Origin of the sequence: Erythrobacter litoralis HTCC2594 (assembly GCF_000013005.1) — a bacterium.
Taxonomy (GTDB): Bacteria; Pseudomonadota; Alphaproteobacteria; order Sphingomonadales; family Sphingomonadaceae; genus Parerythrobacter; species Parerythrobacter litoralis_A.
Window position 1 is genome coordinate 2,870,539 of record NC_007722.1, and the last position, 16,789, is coordinate 2,887,327.

A 16,789-nucleotide genomic window follows, 5' to 3' on the forward strand; every position below is an offset into this window, starting at 1 on the left:
GCAGCATGATCGCGCCTCCATCTTCGGCAACCCACCGTATCGTGCAGGTCGACGCTTTGCGCGGGCTCGCGGTGATGGGCATCGCCTGGATGAATGTGCTCATCTTTGCGATGCCGGCGCAGGCCTATTACAATCCGATGGCCTGGGGCGGACAATCCGGTCTGGACATGCTTGCCTGGGCCGCGAGCTTCGTCTTCGTCGAGGACAAGTTCCGCACGCTTTTCGCCATGCTGTTCGGCGCTGGCTGCGCGATCCTCTTCGAACGCGGCGGGGCGCATCCGTGGCGGGCGCACTACGCCCGCATGGCGGCGCTGTTCGTGATTGGCGTACTGCATGCGACACTGCTTGCGAGCAACGATATCCTGCGGGCCTATGCGCTCGCCGGATTGCTTCTGCCGCTGTTTCACCAGCTTTCCAATGCCGCGCTGATTGCGTGCTCGATCGGCCTGGTCGCAACCCACGTCGGCTTCGGCATTGCCTTCACCGGTGTCGGGATCTGGGACTGGTTTGCAGGGCGGCTCGGCAGCGATGCGATCCAGTTTGCGGAGCGGAATTTCGGTGCCGATCCGGCGGCGGTGCAATTCCTGCTCGAGCGCGGGCAGGAAAGCCTCGGCGAGAGGATCGAGCGCAGGTCGACAGGTCTCGGCGCGCAATTGACGGCGGTGATCGGATCGGTGCCGCTCAATCTCGCGGGGATCGTGCTGGGCATGGCGCTGTGGCGGAACGGGCTGTTCAAGGGCGAATGGCGGACCTTCCGCTTGCAGCGATTGGCGGCGATCTGTGCGCTCGCGTCGCTGCCGATGCTGTTCCTGCTGGCCAACTGGGTGGCCGAGAGCGGCTTTCCGGGCGTGCTTGCGGGATCGGTAGCGCTGGTCTTCTCGGCGCCCTTCGATACGCTTCTCGGCCTCGCCTACGCCTGCGTGGCGATGGTGCTGTTCGCGCCTGACGGCGGGCTCACCAAGACGTTGGCGGCCGTCGGGCGGCTGTCGCTGACCAATTATATCATGACGAGCGGCGTCTTCGGCGCGCTCTACGCGAGCTGGGGCCTGGGCCTGTTCGGAGGGGTTTCGCGCAGCTCTGCCATCGCCAGCATCGCCCTTCCGATGGGCGCGATGCTGGTCTGGTCCCCGTTATGGTCGAAATATCTCGGGCAGGGACCGCTGGAGCGATTGTGGCGGCGGGCAGCGTCGTCGATCGCGCGCGTCGGTAGTTAGTCCGGCTGGTCTTCGCCCAGCATCGGCGAGGGACGATCGAGCGCCAACTCGGCTTCGGAGAAGGTGAACGGGCTGCGCACGGAGGCCAATCCGCCGAGATCGACCTTCAGCCCGCGCTCGACCACCTGCGGATCGGAAAACACTTCGTCGAGCCTGTTGATGGGCCCGGCGGGGATGCCGTGGTCGTGACAGGCCTGTAGCAGGTCGGCCTTGGTCCATGTAGCGCTCTCCGCAGCAATTGCGGCATCGAGATCCGTCGCGTGTTCGGTCCGGCCGCCATTGGTCGCAAAGCGTGCATCTTCCGTTAGGTCGCTACGCCCCAGCATCCGCATCAGCTTGCGGAACAGGCCGTCATTGGCGGGCGCGAGGATCACATGTCCGTCGCTGGTCGGGAACACGCCGTAGGGTGCGACCTGCGCATGCGCATTGCCCATCCGCGGCGGGTTTTCGCCACTCGCGAAATGATAGGTCGCCTGGTTGGCCAGCAATCCGACCGAACAGTCCATCAGCGCCATGTCGATATGCTGGCCACGCCCGGTCCTCTCGCGCATCAGCAGCGCGGCCTGGATGGCATTGGCCGACCATACTCCGGTCGACAGGTCCGAGATGGAAATCCCCATCTTGACCGGCACACCCTCGGGCTCGCCGGTCAGCGACATGAAGCCGCTCATGCCCTGGACCACGAAATCGTAGCCCGCCTCATGCGCGCGCGGCCCGGTCTGGCCGAAGCCGGTGATCGAGCAATAGACCAGCCGTTCGTTCGACGCGGAGAGGCCAGGATAATCGAGGCCGAACTTCGCCAGCGACCCGGTCTTGAAGTTCTCGATCACGACATCGGCACTCGCCGCCAGATCCCTTACCTGCGCCAGGTCCGCCGCGTCGCGAAAATCGGCGATGATCGACCGCTTGCCGCGATTGCAGGCGTGATAATAGGCGGCTTCGCGCGAACCGTCCTCGCGCTCGACCCATGGCGGCCCCCATTGCCGCGTCCCGTCGCCTTCGGGGCTTTCGACCTTGATGACGTCGGCGCCGAGATCGGCGAGGATCTGTCCGCAGAACGGCCCCGCCAAAACGCGCGCCAGCTCGAGCACCTTGAGCCCGGCGAGCGGAGAATGGGCATTGCGCGGTTCGGTCAGCCACATGGCGGATCAGCCGAGCGCGACCTCGTATTTCGCGGTCGTGCTGGCGGCAACTTCGTCTGCCGTCACGCCTTCCGCCAGTTCGATCAGGCGGAAGGGGCTGTCGTGATCGACCCGGTGAAACACGCCCAGATTGGTGATGATCATGTCGACGACATTGGTGCCGGTCAGCGGCAGCGTGCATTCCGGGATGAACTTGGGATCGCCCGCCTTGCTGGTGTGATCCATCACGACGATGATTTTCTTCACCCCGGCGACCAGGTCCATCGCGCCGCCCATGCCCTTGATCATCTTGCCGGGGATCATCCAGTTGGCGATGTCGCCGTTCTCCGCTACCTCCATCGCCCCGAGTACGGTCAGGTCGATATGGCCGCCGCGGATCATGCCGAAGCTGGTGGCGCTGTCGAAATAGGCGCTGTGGGCCAGCTCGCTGATGGTCTGCTTCCCGGCATTGATAAGGTCGGGATCGACTTCGTCATCATAAGGAAAGGGCCCGATGCCGAGCATGCCGTTCTCGCTCTGCAAGGTGACCTGCATGCCGTCCGGGATGTGGTTGGCGACCAGCGTCGGGATGCCGATGCCGAGATTGACGTAATAGCCATCCTCCAGCTCCTGCGCAGCGCGGGCGGCCATTTGGTCACGGGTCCAGCTCATTGTGTTTGTCCTTCTGCGGGAATCGGGGCCAGGAACCAGCCCTGGCCGAGCATTTCATCGAGCCCGAACGCAGCGTCGGGGTCCTTGAGATAGTCGAACAATTCGTCGAAATCGCTTCGTTCGTCGCCGAGCATGGCCACCAAGCAGCGCTCTTTCGCTGCTTCGTCGCGCCTCGTCTGCTTGCGATCTTCGGGGTAACGCAGCAGCAGCAACCGGTCTTCGCCCGCCGGGTCGAGGCCGCTGTTCTTCAGCCACGAGCGCAGATCGCCTGCATGATCGGCGGTGAGTGAACTGCTCCACACGATCTCAACATCGGCAGCACGCAGCCGGGCGAGTTGCTCGCCCAGCCCGCGAGGTGCCGCCGCTGTCTCGATCGAAAGCGGACCATCGGCTGGGTCAAGATCGATCAGGACCGCTGCGGGGGCAAAGCGACAGGGCGCACGGTCGGCAGTCAATACACCCGGTTGGGCCAGAAGGGCCGACGGCCTGACTTCGTCCGCAAGCGGGTCTCGTTGCGCGAGTTCCAGCGCATAGTCGGCAAAAGCAACAAAATCGGCCGGTGCCAGCGAAGAGCGTCCCGGCGGAAGTGCGCTCGCCGATGGTTCGGGCAGCGCGGTTACGCCGGACAAGATGACGATCTCGCCGTTTGCCGAGGATCCGGGTCCTGCACCATCCCCGGTGCGCGGTATGGCAGCAGAGGGCGCCACGCCTGCTGCCGAACCGATAGCTTTCTCGCCAGACACTGAAGCACTGGCCAGAGAACCGGTGACTTTGGTCTCGATCTGCGGGGTATCCGGCTTATCCCGGATCGTCGAACCCATCGCGCCTGCGGCCGCCAGCGGGATGACCGCCGCGACGCAGCCTTGCAGGCTCATGGCCAGCAAGGGGGCGATCAGCAGGAAGCGACCGGCGGAAATCATGCCTCAGGCGTTCTCGCGCTCGCGCACGGTGCGGAATTCAATCTTCTTGTCGTAAGGCGCGCCCACGATCATGCGCTGGACGAAGACACCGGGCAGGTGGATGCAATCGGGGTCGAGCGATCCTGCGGGCACGATCTCTTCGACTTCGACCACGCACACCTTTCCGCAGGTCGCGGCGGGCACGTTGAAATTGCGCGCGGTCTTGCGGAATATTGTGTTGCCCGTCTCGTCAGCCTTCCACGCCTTGACGATCGAGAGGTCGGCGAAGATGCCGCGCTCGAGGATATAGTCTTCGTTGTGACCGTCCAGGTTGGCGAACGTCTTCACTTCCTTCCCCTCGGCAACCTGCGTGCCGACGCCGGTCTTGGTATAGAAACCGGGGATGCCTGCGCCTCCCGCACGCATCCGCTCCGCCAGCGTGCCCTGCGGGCAGAACTCCACCTCCAGCTCGCCGGCAAGGAATTGCCGTTCGAATTCCTTGTTCTCGCCGACATAGGAGCTGATCATCTTCTTGACCTGCTTGGTGCGCAGCAGCTTGCCGATGCCTTCGTTGTCGATCCCGGCATTGTTGCTGGCGAAGGTGAGGTTCTTGACCCCGCTGTCGCGGATCGCATCGAGCAGGCGCTCGGGAATCCCGCACAGGCCGAAGCCGCCGCTGGCGATGAGCATGTCGTCATTGAGCAGGCCGTCCAGCGCTGCGGCGGCATCGGGAAAGAGTTTCTGCATGAAGACCTCTTGCTAGGCATCGGTTGAGTTGGACGCGCGGCAATGCGCATCGCTTGCGCGCTCCTTTAGCGCCATGGCGAAGCACTGTCATCCGCCTGTCGGTCGAAGCGCTCGGGAGGGTGGTCGAGGGCGGGCGATACGCGGGAGATCGTCGACGCGGTGCATCCGGATCGATCCGGATGCTGTGGTCGCGGCAACACCCGAGCGGGTTTCCGGCTGGTCGACCGGAGCGATATGTTGCGCCGCAGCGATGTCGACCCATCCAAGAGCGTGTTCGACGAGTCGGTGCGCGGCAAGACCGACAGATTTGTCATGAAATTTCAGAAGCCTGCGCAGGAAGTCCAAGGGGCTGTTGCGCTACACGCAACGATTCTGCCCGTTTTCGCACTTGCACAATGCATAGGGCGCAAGCATATCGGGCAGGCCTTTCAGGCATCCTCTCCCAAACTTTTCCGGCCCGGTTGGCTCGTCCAGCCGGGCCTTTTTCTTGTCCGCGCCGCACCTGCGCCGGAACGGCCATCGCCCCTGCCGCATTTGCATCACAGGGCCCAGCTTCCTAGCTAGGCTCTTCGACCCAGAGAATAATGCGAAGAGGATGACGGGCTGATGGCGGAAGCGGACACTGCGGTAGAGGAAAAGCAAGTCCGGCTTCAGGTCGCGGCCGCGCGCCAGGAAGAGAGCGGGCAGGGCATCGCCCGCATGCCGCGCTCCGCTTTCCAGGCATTGGGCATCACCGAAGGCGATGTCGTCGAGATCGAAGGCAAGCGCACGACCGCTGCCGTCGCCATGGCCGCCTATGCCGAAGACCAGTCGCTCGAAGTCGTCCGGCTCGACGGTCTCCAGCGCGGCAATGCCGAAGCCGCCTCGGGCGAGCACGTGAAAATCCGCGCGGTCGAATCTCGGCCCGCCACCCGTGTCGTCTTCGCGCCCGCCAGCCGCGAGATGCGGCTGCAGGGGCCGACCCAGGCCTTGAAGCGCAATTTCTTCCGCAAGCCGATCCTGGCGGGCGACCTCGTTGCCACGACCGGCCAGCAGCCGGTCCAGAACATGCCGCCCGAAGTGCGCCGCATGTTCAATGCCCCGGCCTACGCGTTGACGCAGATCCGGCTCTCGGTCGTCTCGACCGCGCCCAAGGGCATCGTCCATATCGACGAGGACACCGAAGTCGAACTGCGCGCCGAGTTCGAGGCGCCGCGCGATGCCCGCGCCGTCGTCAATTACGACGACGTCGGCGGGATCGACGATACCATCCAGCAGCTGCGCGAGATGGTCGAATTGCCGCTGCGCTATCCCGAACTGTTTACCCGGCTCGGGGTCGATCCGCCCAAGGGCGTGCTGCTCCACGGTCCGCCCGGAACCGGCAAGACCCGGCTGGCGCAGGCTGTCGCCAACGAATCCGATGCCAATTTCTCCATCATCAACGGACCCGAGATCATGGGTTCCGGCTATGGCGATAGCGAGAAGGCGCTGCGCGAGGTGTTCGAGAATGCGAGCAAGAACGCGCCGGCGATCATCTTCATCGACGAGATCGACTCCATCGCCCCCAAGCGCGATCGCGTCGCCGGCGAGGCGGAGAAGCGGCTGGTCGCACAGTTGCTGACATTGATGGACGGGCTCGAAGCCCGCGCCAATGTCGTCGTGATTGCGGCCACCAATCGCCCCGATGCCATCGACGAGGCGCTGCGCCGCCCGGGCCGGTTCGACCGCGAGATCGTCATCGGCGTCCCGGACGAGAATGGCCGCCGCGAGATTCTTGGCATCCACACCCGCGGCATGCCACTGGGCGACCGGGTCGATCTCAGGGAACTGGCGCGCATGACCTACGGCTTCGTCGGCGCCGACATCGCCGCGCTGGCACGCGAAGCGGCGATCGACGCGGTGCGCCGCATCATGCCCAGGATCGACTTGGACGAGAGGACCATCCCGCCCGAGGTCCTCGAGGAATTGTGCGTCACCCGGGAGGACTTCCTCTCCGCGCTCAAGCGCATCCAGCCCTCGGCGATGCGCGAGGTCATGGTACAGATGCCCAATGTCGGCTGGGCCGATATCGGCGGGGTCGACGACGCCATCGAGAAACTGAAGGAAGGCATCGAGCTTCCGCTCAAGAACCAGGAGGCCTTCCGCCGATTGGGCATTCGTCCGGCCAAGGGCTTCCTGCTCTATGGCCCGCCGGGAACCGGTAAGACGCTGCTCGCCAAGGCGGTGGCCAAGGAAGCCGAAGCCAATTTCATCTCGATGAAAAGCTCCGATCTGTTGAGCAAATGGTATGGCGAAAGCGAGCAGCAGATCGCCAAAATGTTCCGCCGCGCGCGATCGGTATCGCCCTGCGTCGTCTTCATCGACGAGATCGACAGCCTCGTGCCGGCGCGCGGCAGCGGCCAGGGCGAGCCGCAGGTGACGGGCCGCGTGGTCAACACGATCCTCGCCGAGATGGACGGGCTGGAAGAATTGCAATCGGTGGTCGTGATCGGCGCGACCAACCGCCCGGCGCTGGTCGATCCGGCGCTGCTGCGCCCCGGCCGTTTCGACGAGCTGGTCTATGTCGGCACGCCCGACCCCAAGGGCCGCGAGCACATCCTGCGCATCCACACCGGGGCAATGCCGCTGGCCGACGACATCGATCTCGCCAAGATCGCCAAGGAAACCGTGCGCTTCACCGGCGCGGACCTGGAAGACGTGGTCCGCCGGGCCGGCCTCGCCGCGCTGCATCGGGCCGGGGCGGAGGTCAAGCAGGTTACCGGGGCCGACTTTGCCGAAGCGCTGGAAGACTCGCGCGCGACCGTCACCAGCAAGATGGAAGCCGAATACAAGAAGATGCGCGGCGAACTGAAAAAACGCGCCGCGAGGGTGCAACCGATCGGGTTCCTGCATGAAGGCATGCTGGAAAGCACGCGCGACAGCAAGCACGGCGACCCCGAGAGCTAGCGGCGCGCCGCTATCAGGGCTCGCCGGCCTTGGGGTGTCCGTGCGGCACTTCCAGCCGGTGGCGGATCAGCGCGACTTCCTGGTTCTCTCGCAGCCACGCCAGCATGTGTTCGCGCACATCGCAGCGGATCTGCCAGAGGTCGCCGACGGTATGTGCGCTGACCGACAGGCGCAGTTCCACGCTTTCGGGATAGGCTTCCGTCACCAGCAACGCGGCGGTGCGCTTGTCCCATAGTTCGTGGCCGGCGACATAGCGTTCGAACTCGGCGCGGATGGGCGCGACGTCGGTGATCGGATCGAGATGCAGGAAGACCGGCCCGGTCAGCATTTCGCTGCCGCGGGTCCAGTTCTCGAAGCTCTCGTCGAGGAACTGGCTGGTCGGCACCACGATGACCCGCTCGTCCCACGTGCGCACGGTGACGAAGCTCATGCGGATTTCCTCGACCCGCCCGGTATGTCCGTCGACCACGACCAGATCGCCGATCCTGAGCGGCTCGGTCAGCGCCATCTGCAAGCCCGCAATCAGCGATTTGAGCGCCGGCTGGGCCGCTGCACCCACGGCGAGGGCGGCGATACCGGCCGAGGCGAGCACCGTGGTCCCGATCGCCGCGACCTGCGGGATACTCAGCAGCATCAGGCCGACGGTGATGAAGACGATGACGAAGGTGGCCGTGCGCGAGAGGATGGCGATCCGCGTCTTGCGGCTGCGCAAGGTCGCGACATCGTCATCATGGGTTTCGAGCCGGTATTCGAGCGCGGCGGTGAAGGCCTTGACCAGAGTGTAGACGATCCAGCCGAGCAGGGCCGGGCGGACGAAGCGCGCGATCGGCTCCCAGATGGCAGCAAGCGTATCGTTGGCTTCGGCCACGAGCGTGATGCTGATCGCGATCAGCGCCCATTTGATCGGGCGTTCGATCTTGCTGATCACCATCTCGTCGAGCGGCGTGTCCGATCCGCGCGCAAGCCGGTGGGCAATCGCGAAGGCCACGCGGTAGACGAGCCACGCGATCGATACCGCAACGAAGACGATCAGCGCCGATTCGCCCACCTCGATCCAGTTGATCGACCAGTTTTGCGGATTGTAGCGTTCGAGCATGGACTGCCACCTATGGGGGTGAGGCGCGGGATTCAAGAATTGCCGCCCGAGAGGCGAAGAGAGGGTGACAAGGGTGACACCGTGTCACCCTAGCGTTTCCCCATCAAGATATTGAATTTGCAATATAAAAATTCTCGCGTTTACAGGTGACACATGCAAAAGGGCTTTTCTGGCGAAACAGTCTCTTTCCGGCAGCATCGCGCATAACGCAGGGGTGGGCCTTCGGTCATGCGACCACCATCGCATCCTCGCTGCAATGTAGGACAGCGAAAACTTCGCGCCCGAACTAATCGCTAATGCGCCGCGTCCCAGCTCGCCCCGGTCCCGATCTCGATGCCGAGCGGTACGGACAGCTCGACTGCGGGTAGCGCGGCTTCGGCCATGACCCGTTCGATGATCGGCGAGGCGGCTTCGACGTCGCCTTCGGGCAGTTCGAACACCAGTTCGTCATGCACCTGCAAAAGCATGCGGACGTGCTCCAGTCCGGCATCCTCCAGCGCGGGCATCATCCGCGCCATGGCGCGCTTGATGATATCGGCGCTGGTGCCCTGGATCGGCGCGTTGATGGCGGCGCGTTCGCTGCCCTGGCGCTCGGCCTGGTTCTTCGAGCCGATGCGCGGAAACCACGTCTTGCGACCGAACAAAGTCTCCGAATAGCCGCGCTCGCGCACGGTCTCGAGCGTCTCGTGGATATAGCTCTGGATGCCCGGGAAGCGCTTGAAATAGGTGTCGATCAGCTCCTGCGCTTCGTCCGGCTCGATCTTGAGCCGACCGGCGAGGCCCCAGCGCGAAATACCGTAGAGGATGGCGAAATTGATCGTCTTGGCCCGCGCACGGGTGTCGCGGTCGGCTTCGCCGTACATTTCCCTGGCGGTGCGCGCGTGGATGTCTTCGCCTTCGGCAAAGGCTTCCTTGAGCTCGGGCACGTCGGCCATGTGCGCGGCGAGCCGCAATTCGATCTGCGAATAATCGGCAGCGAGCAGGACGTTGCCGTTTTCCGGCACGAAAGCTTCGCGAATTTGCCGCCCGATCGGCGTGCGGATCGGGATGTTCTGCAGATTGGGATCGGTCGAGCTGAGCCGCCCGGTCTGCGCGCCGACGAGGCTGTAGCTGGTGTGGACCCGGCCCGTATCGGGGTTGATCGCTTGCTGCAGGGCGTCGGTATAGGTGGATTTGAGCTTGGTCAGCTGGCGCCATTCGAGCACTTTGTCGGCGATTTCCGCGCCATCGCCGGACAGCCGTTCGAGCACCGACTGATCGGTCGAATACTGGCCGCTCTTGCCCTTTTTGCCGCCCTTGTGACCGAGATCGTCGAACAGCACTTCGCCCAGCTGTTTGGGGCTGCCGACGGTAAACTCCTTGCCTGCCAGTTCGTGGATCGTCTTTTCCAGCTTGGCGGTCTCGGTGGCGAATTCCTCGCTCAGCTTGGCCAGCCGCGCGCGGTCGACCTTGATCCCGTGCCGCTCCATCTGCGCGACGACCGGGATCAGCGGGCGATCGACCCGCTCGTAGATACGCGCGCCGTGTTCGATGGCCAGGCGCGGCTTCAGATGCTGGTGCAGGCGCCAGGTCACATCGGCATCCTCGGCGGCGTATTCGGTGGCCTTGTCGAGCGGCACTTCGCCGAATGGTATCTGCTTTCTGCCGGTGCCGCAGACCTCCTTGAAGGAAAGCGGCGTGTGGCCGAGGTGGCGCTCGGACAGCTCGTCCATCCCGTGCCCGCCGACCCCGCCTTCGCTGCGGCCGGCGTCGAGATCGAAGCTGAGGATCATCGTGTCGTCGATCGGCGCAACGGCGATTCCGTAGCGGGCCAGCACGTTGAGATCGTACTTGATGTTCTGCCCGATCTTGAGGACGGCATCGCTTTCCAGCAGCGGCTTGAGCGCGGCGACCGCGTCGTCCAGCGGTACCTGCTCGGGCTTCTCGGAAAACATATCGCTGCCGCCCCCACCATCGTTGAGGTGGCCGAGCGGGATGTAGCAGGCCTCGTTGGCACCGGTCGCAAGGCTGATGCCGACCAGGTCCGCCCGCATCGCGTCGAGCGCGCTGGTCTCGGTATCGACCGCGATAATCCGCGCGGCCCGGCATTTTGCGATCCAGTGTTCGAGCCGCTCCATGGTCTGCACGGTCTCGTAGGCGCTGCGATCGACGGCGGGGAACTCCGGCAACGGCTGGCGATTGCCTTCGCTGGTGCCGCTGTCGCCCTTGGTTTCCACCTTCGCCGGGTTGAGGTCGTTGGGCCTGTCCGGGCTGCCCGATCCCGCATCCAACCGGCGCAGCAGCGAGGTGAAGCCGTGTTTTTCGAGGAAGGCCGCCAGCGGTTCACCGGGAATGCCGTCCAGCTTCATGTCCTCGATGGCGATCGGCAGCGGGCAGTCTTCCCTTAGCGTCACCAGCACCCGGCTCAGTTCCGCGTCCTTGCGGTGCTCGAGCAGCCGCTCCTTGAGCTTGGACTTCTTCATGTCCTCCGCGGCATCGAGTGCGGCGGTGAGCGAGCCGTGCTCGTCGATCAACTTGGAGGCGGTCTTGGGTCCGACTCCGAAAATGCCCGGGATGTTGTCGACGCTGTCGCCCATCAGCGCCAGTACGTCGCCGACCAGCTCGGGCGGGACGCCGAACTTGTCCTTCACTTCGTCGACATAGATGCGCGCGCTCTTCATCGTGTCGAGCATGTCGATTTTCGCGCCGTCCTTCTCGCCGACGAGCTGCATCAGATCCTTGTCGCTGGAAACGATGGTCACGTCCCAGCCCCTGGCCTGCGCTTCGCGCGCATAGGAGGCGATCATGTCGTCCGCTTCGACATTCTCTTCCTCGATCATCGGCAGCGAGAAGGCGCGGGTGGCATCGCGGATCAGCGGGAATTGCGGGACCAGATCCTCGGGCGGATCGGGGCGGTTGGCCTTGTACTGGTCGTAGATCTCGTTGCGGAAGGACTGGCTCGATTTGTCCAGCACTACAGCCAGGTGCGTAGGGCCGTCGGCCTTGTCGAGATCGTCGGCGAGCTTCCACAGCATCGTGGTGTAACCATAGACCGCGCCGACCGGCGTTCCGTCGGGATCGGTAAGTGGGGGGAGGCGGTGATAGGCCCGGAAGATGTAGGATGACCCGTCGACGAGGTAGAGGTGCTGTTTATCCGCCATGCGCCCCTGCTAGCACCGCCTGTGCGGGAGACCAGCAAGAAATTCATGGCCAAAAAGCGGCGGAAATCAGGCGGTTCTGGGCCAAATAAGGCGAAAAAGAGGCCAAATGTGGCAAAAAAGCTTGCACGGCCACATTGCGGCCATTATTTAGGGTTGCAGAAGCCGACCTTTGGGGGAGGTTTCGGCGTAACGGGATGTCCCGGACGCTTATCCACTCGCTAGAGTAAGGAATTGACCATTATGCGTAAGATCGTTCTCGCTGCTGCCGTCGCCGGCGCCGCTCTCACCCTCGCTGCTTGTTCGGAGCAGACCCAGGACGCCACCGAAGCTGCTGCTGATTCGGCTGCTGCGGACATGGAATCGGTTGCTGAAGACGCTACCGCTACCGCTGAAGGCGCCATGGAAGAAGGCGCTGCTGCTGTCGAAGGCGCTGCCAACGAAGCTGCCATGGAAACCTCGGAAGCTGCTGAAGACGCAGAAGCCGAACTCGAAGGCGAGCAGTAAGCTCCACTTTCAGTTCAGCCGAAAAAGAAAAGGGCGGTGCCTTGCGGCGCCGCCCTTTTTCTATGCCCGTTCGATACCGGCCCGTCCGATACCCGCCCGGTCGGTATCTGCCGCAGCTTACTCGCCGCCGTAATCGGCTACCGCATGGGCGCGGCGGCCTTCGTCGAAACCGTAATAGAGCGCGTTGGCGATCGATGCGATCCGCGCATCGCGGTTACGGCGCGCTGCCAGCTTGAGGCCGCGATTGCTGTTCTCGGCCGACATCGAGCTGCTCTGCCCGGTGACGTAGATTGCTGCGGCGATGATCCGGCCATCCGAAGTGCGGAACAGGCCGATATCGCTTGCCGTACGGCTGAGCGTGCCGGTTTTGTGGGCCAGATTGGCGCTCATCGGCAGGGCCGAGCGCATGCGCCGGTCGCCCGTCGTCGTGCCGAGCATGGCATCGAGCAGCACCCGGCGCGAAGAAGCGCTGAGCCAGCGGCCCTGGTGGATGCCGGCGAGGAACTGGCCCATGGCGCGCGGCGTGGCGGCGTCACGGTGGTCGATCTGCGAGGCCGGATCGACGCGCCCGTCTTCGTTGATCAGCGTGCGGATCGTGCGGTTCAGCTGGAAGCCCGAGATACCCGCCTGGCGCATCCAGCGGTTGACCGCTTCCGGCCCGCCCACCGCGCTCAGCAGCGCATCGGTGCAATCGTTGCAGCTCTTGCTGACCATCAGGTCGAGCAGCGTCTTGGCGGGCACGTATTTCCCGCCCGGGCGGGGGAGTCGCCATTCGCTGCTCAGGCTCCATTTGCCGGCATCGACGCCCGCCAGATAGACCGCGGCAATGGCGACCTTGCTGGTGCTGGCCATCGGGAACGGCTGGTCGGCCAGAACACCGATCTCGCGCCCCGTCGACAGGTCCAGCGCATAGACGCCGATGCGGCCGTCGGTGCCGTCGGCGAGTTGCGCGACCCGCTGTTCGAACGGCGTATCGTAACGCGCGACGAAGCTCTGCGGCGCGCGGACTTCCGTTCCGAAGGTACGGTCGAAGGCAGCTTCCAGATCCGGACTATCGGCCGCAGCAGGGCTGGCAAGGAAAGCGAGCGCACCGGCTGCGACGGACGAAAGTGTGCGGAAAAATGGATGCTTCATGCAGCGACCCCTATCATATGCATGGTTTGCAGCAGATTAATGCGAAACCGGCAGGGGTCGATCAACTGTTGCGCGCAAAATCAGGCGCTTTGCACGACAGATGATTCCCTATCTGCGACCAAATGAGTTGCCGCAGGGGAACTCTGTCACGATTCGGCGATGATTTTCGCGATTCGGTCGGACGATTCGCCGGTGACCGTCTTGTCGATCTCGCCCACGATCCGCTTTTCCAGTTCCGAATGGTAGTGGTTGCGCATCTCGCCCAGCGATTTCGGATCGGCCACGATGAGGATGTTCTCGATCTCGCCGGCAATAGCCTTGGCGTTGAGACATTCCGCCACCGCCGCGCCATGCGCCAGCTCTTCCAGCTGCGTGCGCCCGAGGCGCTGACCGATGTCGTCCTGGTGGCGTACGCCGGCGCTGTAGTTCGAATTCGTCAGATCCGGCTCTTCCAGGGTCTTGAGCTCGGGCTCGAACGGCTTGCCGGTGTTCTGCATCAGGATAAAGCGTTCGCCATCGACGATGGCGACATGGGCGTTGTGCGGGACTTTCATACGGGTATTTCCTCCTTTTGCCCCATCAACGCACGGCGCGCCGAAATGTTGCGCTTGAGCGTAAACGCCGCGCCTGCAAGTGTGGGAATCGATGGGAGAGAATATCACGACCGACGCGCTGGCAGAGGGCCTTGCCCGGGCCATGGCGCGCACCGGCAGGGGGCGGCCGGATGGGCTGCGCCGACTGACCGGCGGAGCCACCATGGAAAGCTGGCGTTTCTCCGCCGATGGCGAGGGCTTCGTCCTGCGCCGCGCGCCGAGCCTCGCCTTCATGGAAGGCCGCCCGTTCGGGCACGATGTCGAAGCCGCGGTGATCCGCGCGGCGCACGGGGCCGGGGTGACCGCGCCGGAAGTTGTGGTCGAGTTGGAGCCGGGCGACGGGATCGGCTCGGGCTTCGTGATGCGCGCTTTACCCGGTACACCCGATCCGCGCGCGATCCTGGCGATGGACGATCCCGACCGGCTGCTGCGCGAAGTGGCAGGCGATCTGGCGCGGATCCATTCGCTCGGGGCCTCCGGCCTGCCCGATACGATCCCCACGCTGGATTATGCCGAAGGCGTTGCCGGCCTGCGCGAACAATTCGAGGAAGCAGGCGGGGACCGCGCGATCATCGCGCTGGGACTGAAGTGGCTCGAGGACCACTTGCCCGAGCCGGTCAGACCGGTGCTCAATCATGGCGATTACAGGCTTGGGAATATCCTCGCGGATGACAGCCACCTGACCGGCGTGCTCGACTGGGAGCTGGCCCATTTCGGCGACCCGCACGAGGACCTGGCCTTCGGCTGCATGGCCGTGTGGCGCTTTGCCCGATATGATCGGCCTGCGCTGGGGCTCGGTTCGCTGGAAGAATACTTCGCTGCCTACGAAGCTGCCGGCGGTGCGCCGGTCGATCGCGAGCGCTTCCGCTTCTGGTCGGTCTATCGCACCGTGTGGTGGGCGCTCGGCTGCCTGCGCATGGCCGATTTCTGGCGCAGCGGCGAAGATCGCATGCTGGAGCGGCTGGTCATTTCCCGCCGTGCGTCGGAGCAAGAGCTCGACCTGTTGCTCCTGTTGGAAGACGAGGCGCCCGAGGCGTGCAAGGGCCGCCAAAAATGGGCAGCGATCGAGCGCCCCGACGATACCGATGGCGATGCGAGCGAAGAGGAATTGCTGACAGCCGTCAGCGAATGGCTCGGCACCATCAAGGATCAGGTCACGGGACATGACAAGTTCCAGCTCGCCGTCGCCCGCAATGCGCTGGGCATGGTGATCCGCAACGAAAAGTACCTGCCCACGCTGCATTCCGATCCGCGCCGCGCGCAGGACATTCTCGACGGCACGCAGACGCTCGCGACACCGGGCCTGCTCGGGCACCTGCGGCAAGCCGCGCTGGAAGTGATTACCGTCAATTCGCCGAAATATCCGGCCCTTGCCGAGGCGCTGGAAAAATGGACCCTGCCGAGAGAGGACTAAGCCCATGGATTTCACCATCCCGCAGGAGCTCGAGGATTATTACGCCGAGCTCGAAAAGTTCATCGAGGACGAGATCATCCCGCTCGAACAGCAGGACGACAATATCCGCTTCTTCGATCACCGCCGCGAATGGGCGCGGACCGATTTCGAGGCAGGAGGACTTCCGCGCGAGGAATGGGAAGCGCTGCTGGTCGAGGCCAAGCGCCGCGCCGACAAGGCCGGGCACTGGCGCTTCTCCGCGCCCAAGAAGTATGGCGGCAAGGATGGCTCCAACCTGTGGATGGCGGTGATCCGCGACCGCTTCGCGCAGCGCGGGCTGGGGCTGCATAACGATTTGCAGAACGAGCACAGCATCGTCGGCAATTTCCCCTTCGTCGAAATGTACGAGCAATGGGGCACCGAGGAGCAGAAGCAGGAATTCATCCTCGGCGGTTTCGAAGGCACCCGCCGGGTCGCCTTCGGCCTGACCGAACCCGATCACGGCAGCGACGCTACCCACATGGAAACCCGCGCCGTGCGCGAGACGCGCGATGGGGTCGATGGGTGGCTCATCAACGGCGAGAAGATGTGGATCACCGGCATGCATGTCGCCACGCATTGCGCGATGTTCTGCCGCACCGATGGCGAGGATGGCGATGCGCGCGGGATCACGTGCCTGCTCGTGCCCAACCCCACCGAAGGGCTGGAGATCGAGGAGTGGATGTGGACCTTCAACATGCCCACCGATCACCCGCGCCTCAGCGTGAAGGATGTTTGGGTGCCCGAAAGCGCCATGCTGGGCCGTGAGGGTCTCGGCCTCGCGCTGGCGCAAAGCTTCGTGCACCAGAACCGCATCCGGCAGGCGGCGAGTTCGCTGGGCGCGGCGCAATTCTGCGTCGAGGAAAGCGTCAAATACGCCCGCGAGCGCAAGCCGTTCGGTGAAGAGCTGGCGAAGAACCAGGCGATCCAGTTTCCGCTGGTCGAGCTGGCGACGCAATGCGAGATGCTGCGCCTGCTGATCTACAAGACCGCTTGGGAGATGGACAACATGCCGCACGCGGAAATCGAGAAGACGATCTCCGACAAGGTCAGCATGTGCAATTACTGGGCGAACCGGCTGGTGTGCCAGGCCGCCGACCGGGCGATGCAGGTGCATGGCGGGATCGGCTATTCGCGGCACAAACCGTTCGAGCACATCTATCGCCACCACCGCCGCTATCGCATCACCGAAGGCGCGGAAGAGATCCAGATGCGCAAGGTCGCGGCCTATCTGTTCGGCTATCTGGGGCCAAGGAAGGGCGAGTTCGACTAGTCTTTGGTGGAACGCGGTGCGATGCAGGTCGAGCAAGCA

General features: G+C 64.2%; 13 protein-coding genes. 5 read left to right on the plus strand and 8 right to left on the minus strand.

Going from position 1 to position 16,789, the window contains the following annotated elements:
• The first annotated feature begins 5 nt into the window (after positions 1–5).
• Positions 6–1,214: a DUF418 domain-containing protein gene (locus tag EL2594_RS14070; protein ID WP_011415772.1), complete on the plus strand. Its 1,209-nt coding sequence runs from the start codon at positions 6–8 to the stop codon at positions 1,212–1,214.
• Here EL2594_RS14070 and EL2594_RS14075 read toward each other — a convergent pair.
• From EL2594_RS14075 to EL2594_RS14090, 4 genes are read right to left on the minus strand one after another with little or no spacing between them, the layout of a single operon-like run.
• On the minus strand, positions 1,211–2,356 hold the full coding sequence (locus EL2594_RS14075) for a CaiB/BaiF CoA transferase family protein (protein ID WP_011415773.1): 1,146 nt from the start codon (positions 2,354–2,356) through the stop codon (positions 1,211–1,213). The two genes, EL2594_RS14070 and EL2594_RS14075, sit on opposite strands and share 4 nt — an antisense overlap.
• Positions 2,357–2,362: 6 nt before the next feature.
• Positions 2,363–3,007 (minus strand): 3-oxoacid CoA-transferase subunit B, encoded by a 645-nt coding sequence (locus EL2594_RS14080; RefSeq protein WP_041685387.1) that lies wholly within the window; start codon positions 3,005–3,007, stop codon positions 2,363–2,365.
• On the minus strand, positions 3,004–3,927 hold the full coding sequence (locus EL2594_RS14085) for a hypothetical protein (protein ID WP_011415775.1): 924 nt from the start codon (positions 3,925–3,927) through the stop codon (positions 3,004–3,006). The genes EL2594_RS14080 and EL2594_RS14085 overlap by 4 nt, the downstream gene beginning before the upstream one ends.
• 3 nt (positions 3,928–3,930) lie before the next feature.
• On the minus strand, positions 3,931–4,653 hold the full coding sequence (locus EL2594_RS14090) for a CoA transferase subunit A (protein WP_011415776.1): 723 nt from the start codon (positions 4,651–4,653) through the stop codon (positions 3,931–3,933).
• Positions 4,654–5,259: 606 nt separating this feature from the next.
• Here EL2594_RS14090 and EL2594_RS14100 point away from each other — a divergent pair.
• Entirely contained in the window at positions 5,260–7,578 is a 2,319-nt protein-coding gene (locus EL2594_RS14100) for a CDC48 family AAA ATPase (RefSeq protein ID WP_011415778.1), read from the plus strand.
• Positions 7,579–7,591: 13 nt separating this feature from the next.
• On the opposite strand, the gene EL2594_RS14105 is transcribed toward EL2594_RS14100, so the two are convergent.
• Positions 7,592–8,674 (minus strand): mechanosensitive ion channel family protein, encoded by a 1,083-nt coding sequence (locus tag EL2594_RS14105; protein WP_011415779.1) that lies wholly within the window; start codon positions 8,672–8,674, stop codon positions 7,592–7,594.
• Positions 8,675–8,967: 293 nt separating this feature from the next.
• A complete protein-coding gene (gene polA, locus EL2594_RS14110; protein ID WP_011415780.1) occupies positions 8,968–11,814 on the minus strand; it encodes a DNA polymerase I in 2,847 nt (948 codons plus the stop codon).
• 240 nt (positions 11,815–12,054) lie between these two features.
• Here polA and EL2594_RS14115 point away from each other — a divergent pair, with 240 nt between their 5' ends.
• Complete coding sequence (locus tag EL2594_RS14115; RefSeq protein ID WP_011415781.1) at positions 12,055–12,318, plus strand: hypothetical protein; 264 nt, start codon at positions 12,055–12,057, stop codon at positions 12,316–12,318.
• Between the two features lie 117 nt (positions 12,319–12,435).
• Here EL2594_RS14115 and EL2594_RS14120 read toward each other — a convergent pair whose 3' ends face one another.
• On the minus strand, positions 12,436–13,452 hold the full coding sequence (locus EL2594_RS14120; RefSeq protein WP_011415782.1) for a serine hydrolase: 1,017 nt from the start codon (positions 13,450–13,452) through the stop codon (positions 12,436–12,438).
• A gap of 146 nt (positions 13,453–13,598) precedes the next feature.
• A complete protein-coding gene (locus EL2594_RS14125; protein ID WP_011415783.1) occupies positions 13,599–14,006 on the minus strand; it encodes a host attachment protein in 408 nt (135 codons plus the stop codon).
• A gap of 91 nt (positions 14,007–14,097) precedes the next feature.
• On the opposite strand from EL2594_RS14125, the gene EL2594_RS14130 reads away from it, so the two are divergent.
• Entirely contained in the window at positions 14,098–15,459 is a 1,362-nt protein-coding gene (locus EL2594_RS14130) for a phosphotransferase (protein ID WP_011415784.1), read from the plus strand.
• A gap of 4 nt (positions 15,460–15,463) precedes the next feature.
• Entirely contained in the window at positions 15,464–16,750 is a 1,287-nt protein-coding gene (locus EL2594_RS14135; RefSeq protein ID WP_011415785.1) for an acyl-CoA dehydrogenase family protein, read from the plus strand.
• The last annotated feature ends 39 nt before the right edge of the window (positions 16,751–16,789 follow it).

What these genes read in the sequence shown, in the direction of transcription:
- EL2594_RS14070 (WP_011415772.1), top strand. Translation starts at nt 6, where the DNA reads ATGATCGCGCCTCCATCTTCGGCAACCCACCGTATCGTGCAGGTCGAC.
- EL2594_RS14075 (WP_011415773.1), bottom strand. Translation starts at nt 2,356, where the DNA reads ATGTGGCTGACCGAACCGCGCAATGCCCATTCTCCGCTCGCCGGGCTC.
- EL2594_RS14080 (WP_041685387.1), bottom strand. Translation starts at nt 3,007, where the DNA reads ATGAGCTGGACCCGTGACCAAATGGCCGCCCGCGCTGCGCAGGAGCTG.
- EL2594_RS14085 (WP_011415775.1), bottom strand. Translation starts at nt 3,927, where the DNA reads ATGATTTCCGCCGGTCGCTTCCTGCTGATCGCCCCCTTGCTGGCCATG.
- EL2594_RS14090 (WP_011415776.1), bottom strand. Translation starts at nt 4,653, where the DNA reads ATGCAGAAACTCTTTCCCGATGCCGCCGCAGCGCTGGACGGCCTGCTC.
- EL2594_RS14100 (WP_011415778.1), top strand. Translation starts at nt 5,260, where the DNA reads ATGGCGGAAGCGGACACTGCGGTAGAGGAAAAGCAAGTCCGGCTTCAG.
- EL2594_RS14105 (WP_011415779.1), bottom strand. Translation starts at nt 8,674, where the DNA reads ATGCTCGAACGCTACAATCCGCAAAACTGGTCGATCAACTGGATCGAG.
- polA (WP_011415780.1), bottom strand. Translation starts at nt 11,814, where the DNA reads ATGGCGGATAAACAGCACCTCTACCTCGTCGACGGGTCATCCTACATC.
- EL2594_RS14115 (WP_011415781.1), top strand. Translation starts at nt 12,055, where the DNA reads ATGCGTAAGATCGTTCTCGCTGCTGCCGTCGCCGGCGCCGCTCTCACC.
- EL2594_RS14120 (WP_011415782.1), bottom strand. Translation starts at nt 13,452, where the DNA reads ATGAAGCATCCATTTTTCCGCACACTTTCGTCCGTCGCAGCCGGTGCG.
- EL2594_RS14125 (WP_011415783.1), bottom strand. Translation starts at nt 14,006, where the DNA reads ATGAAAGTCCCGCACAACGCCCATGTCGCCATCGTCGATGGCGAACGC.
- EL2594_RS14130 (WP_011415784.1), top strand. Translation starts at nt 14,098, where the DNA reads ATGGGAGAGAATATCACGACCGACGCGCTGGCAGAGGGCCTTGCCCGG.
- EL2594_RS14135 (WP_011415785.1), top strand. Translation starts at nt 15,464, where the DNA reads ATGGATTTCACCATCCCGCAGGAGCTCGAGGATTATTACGCCGAGCTC.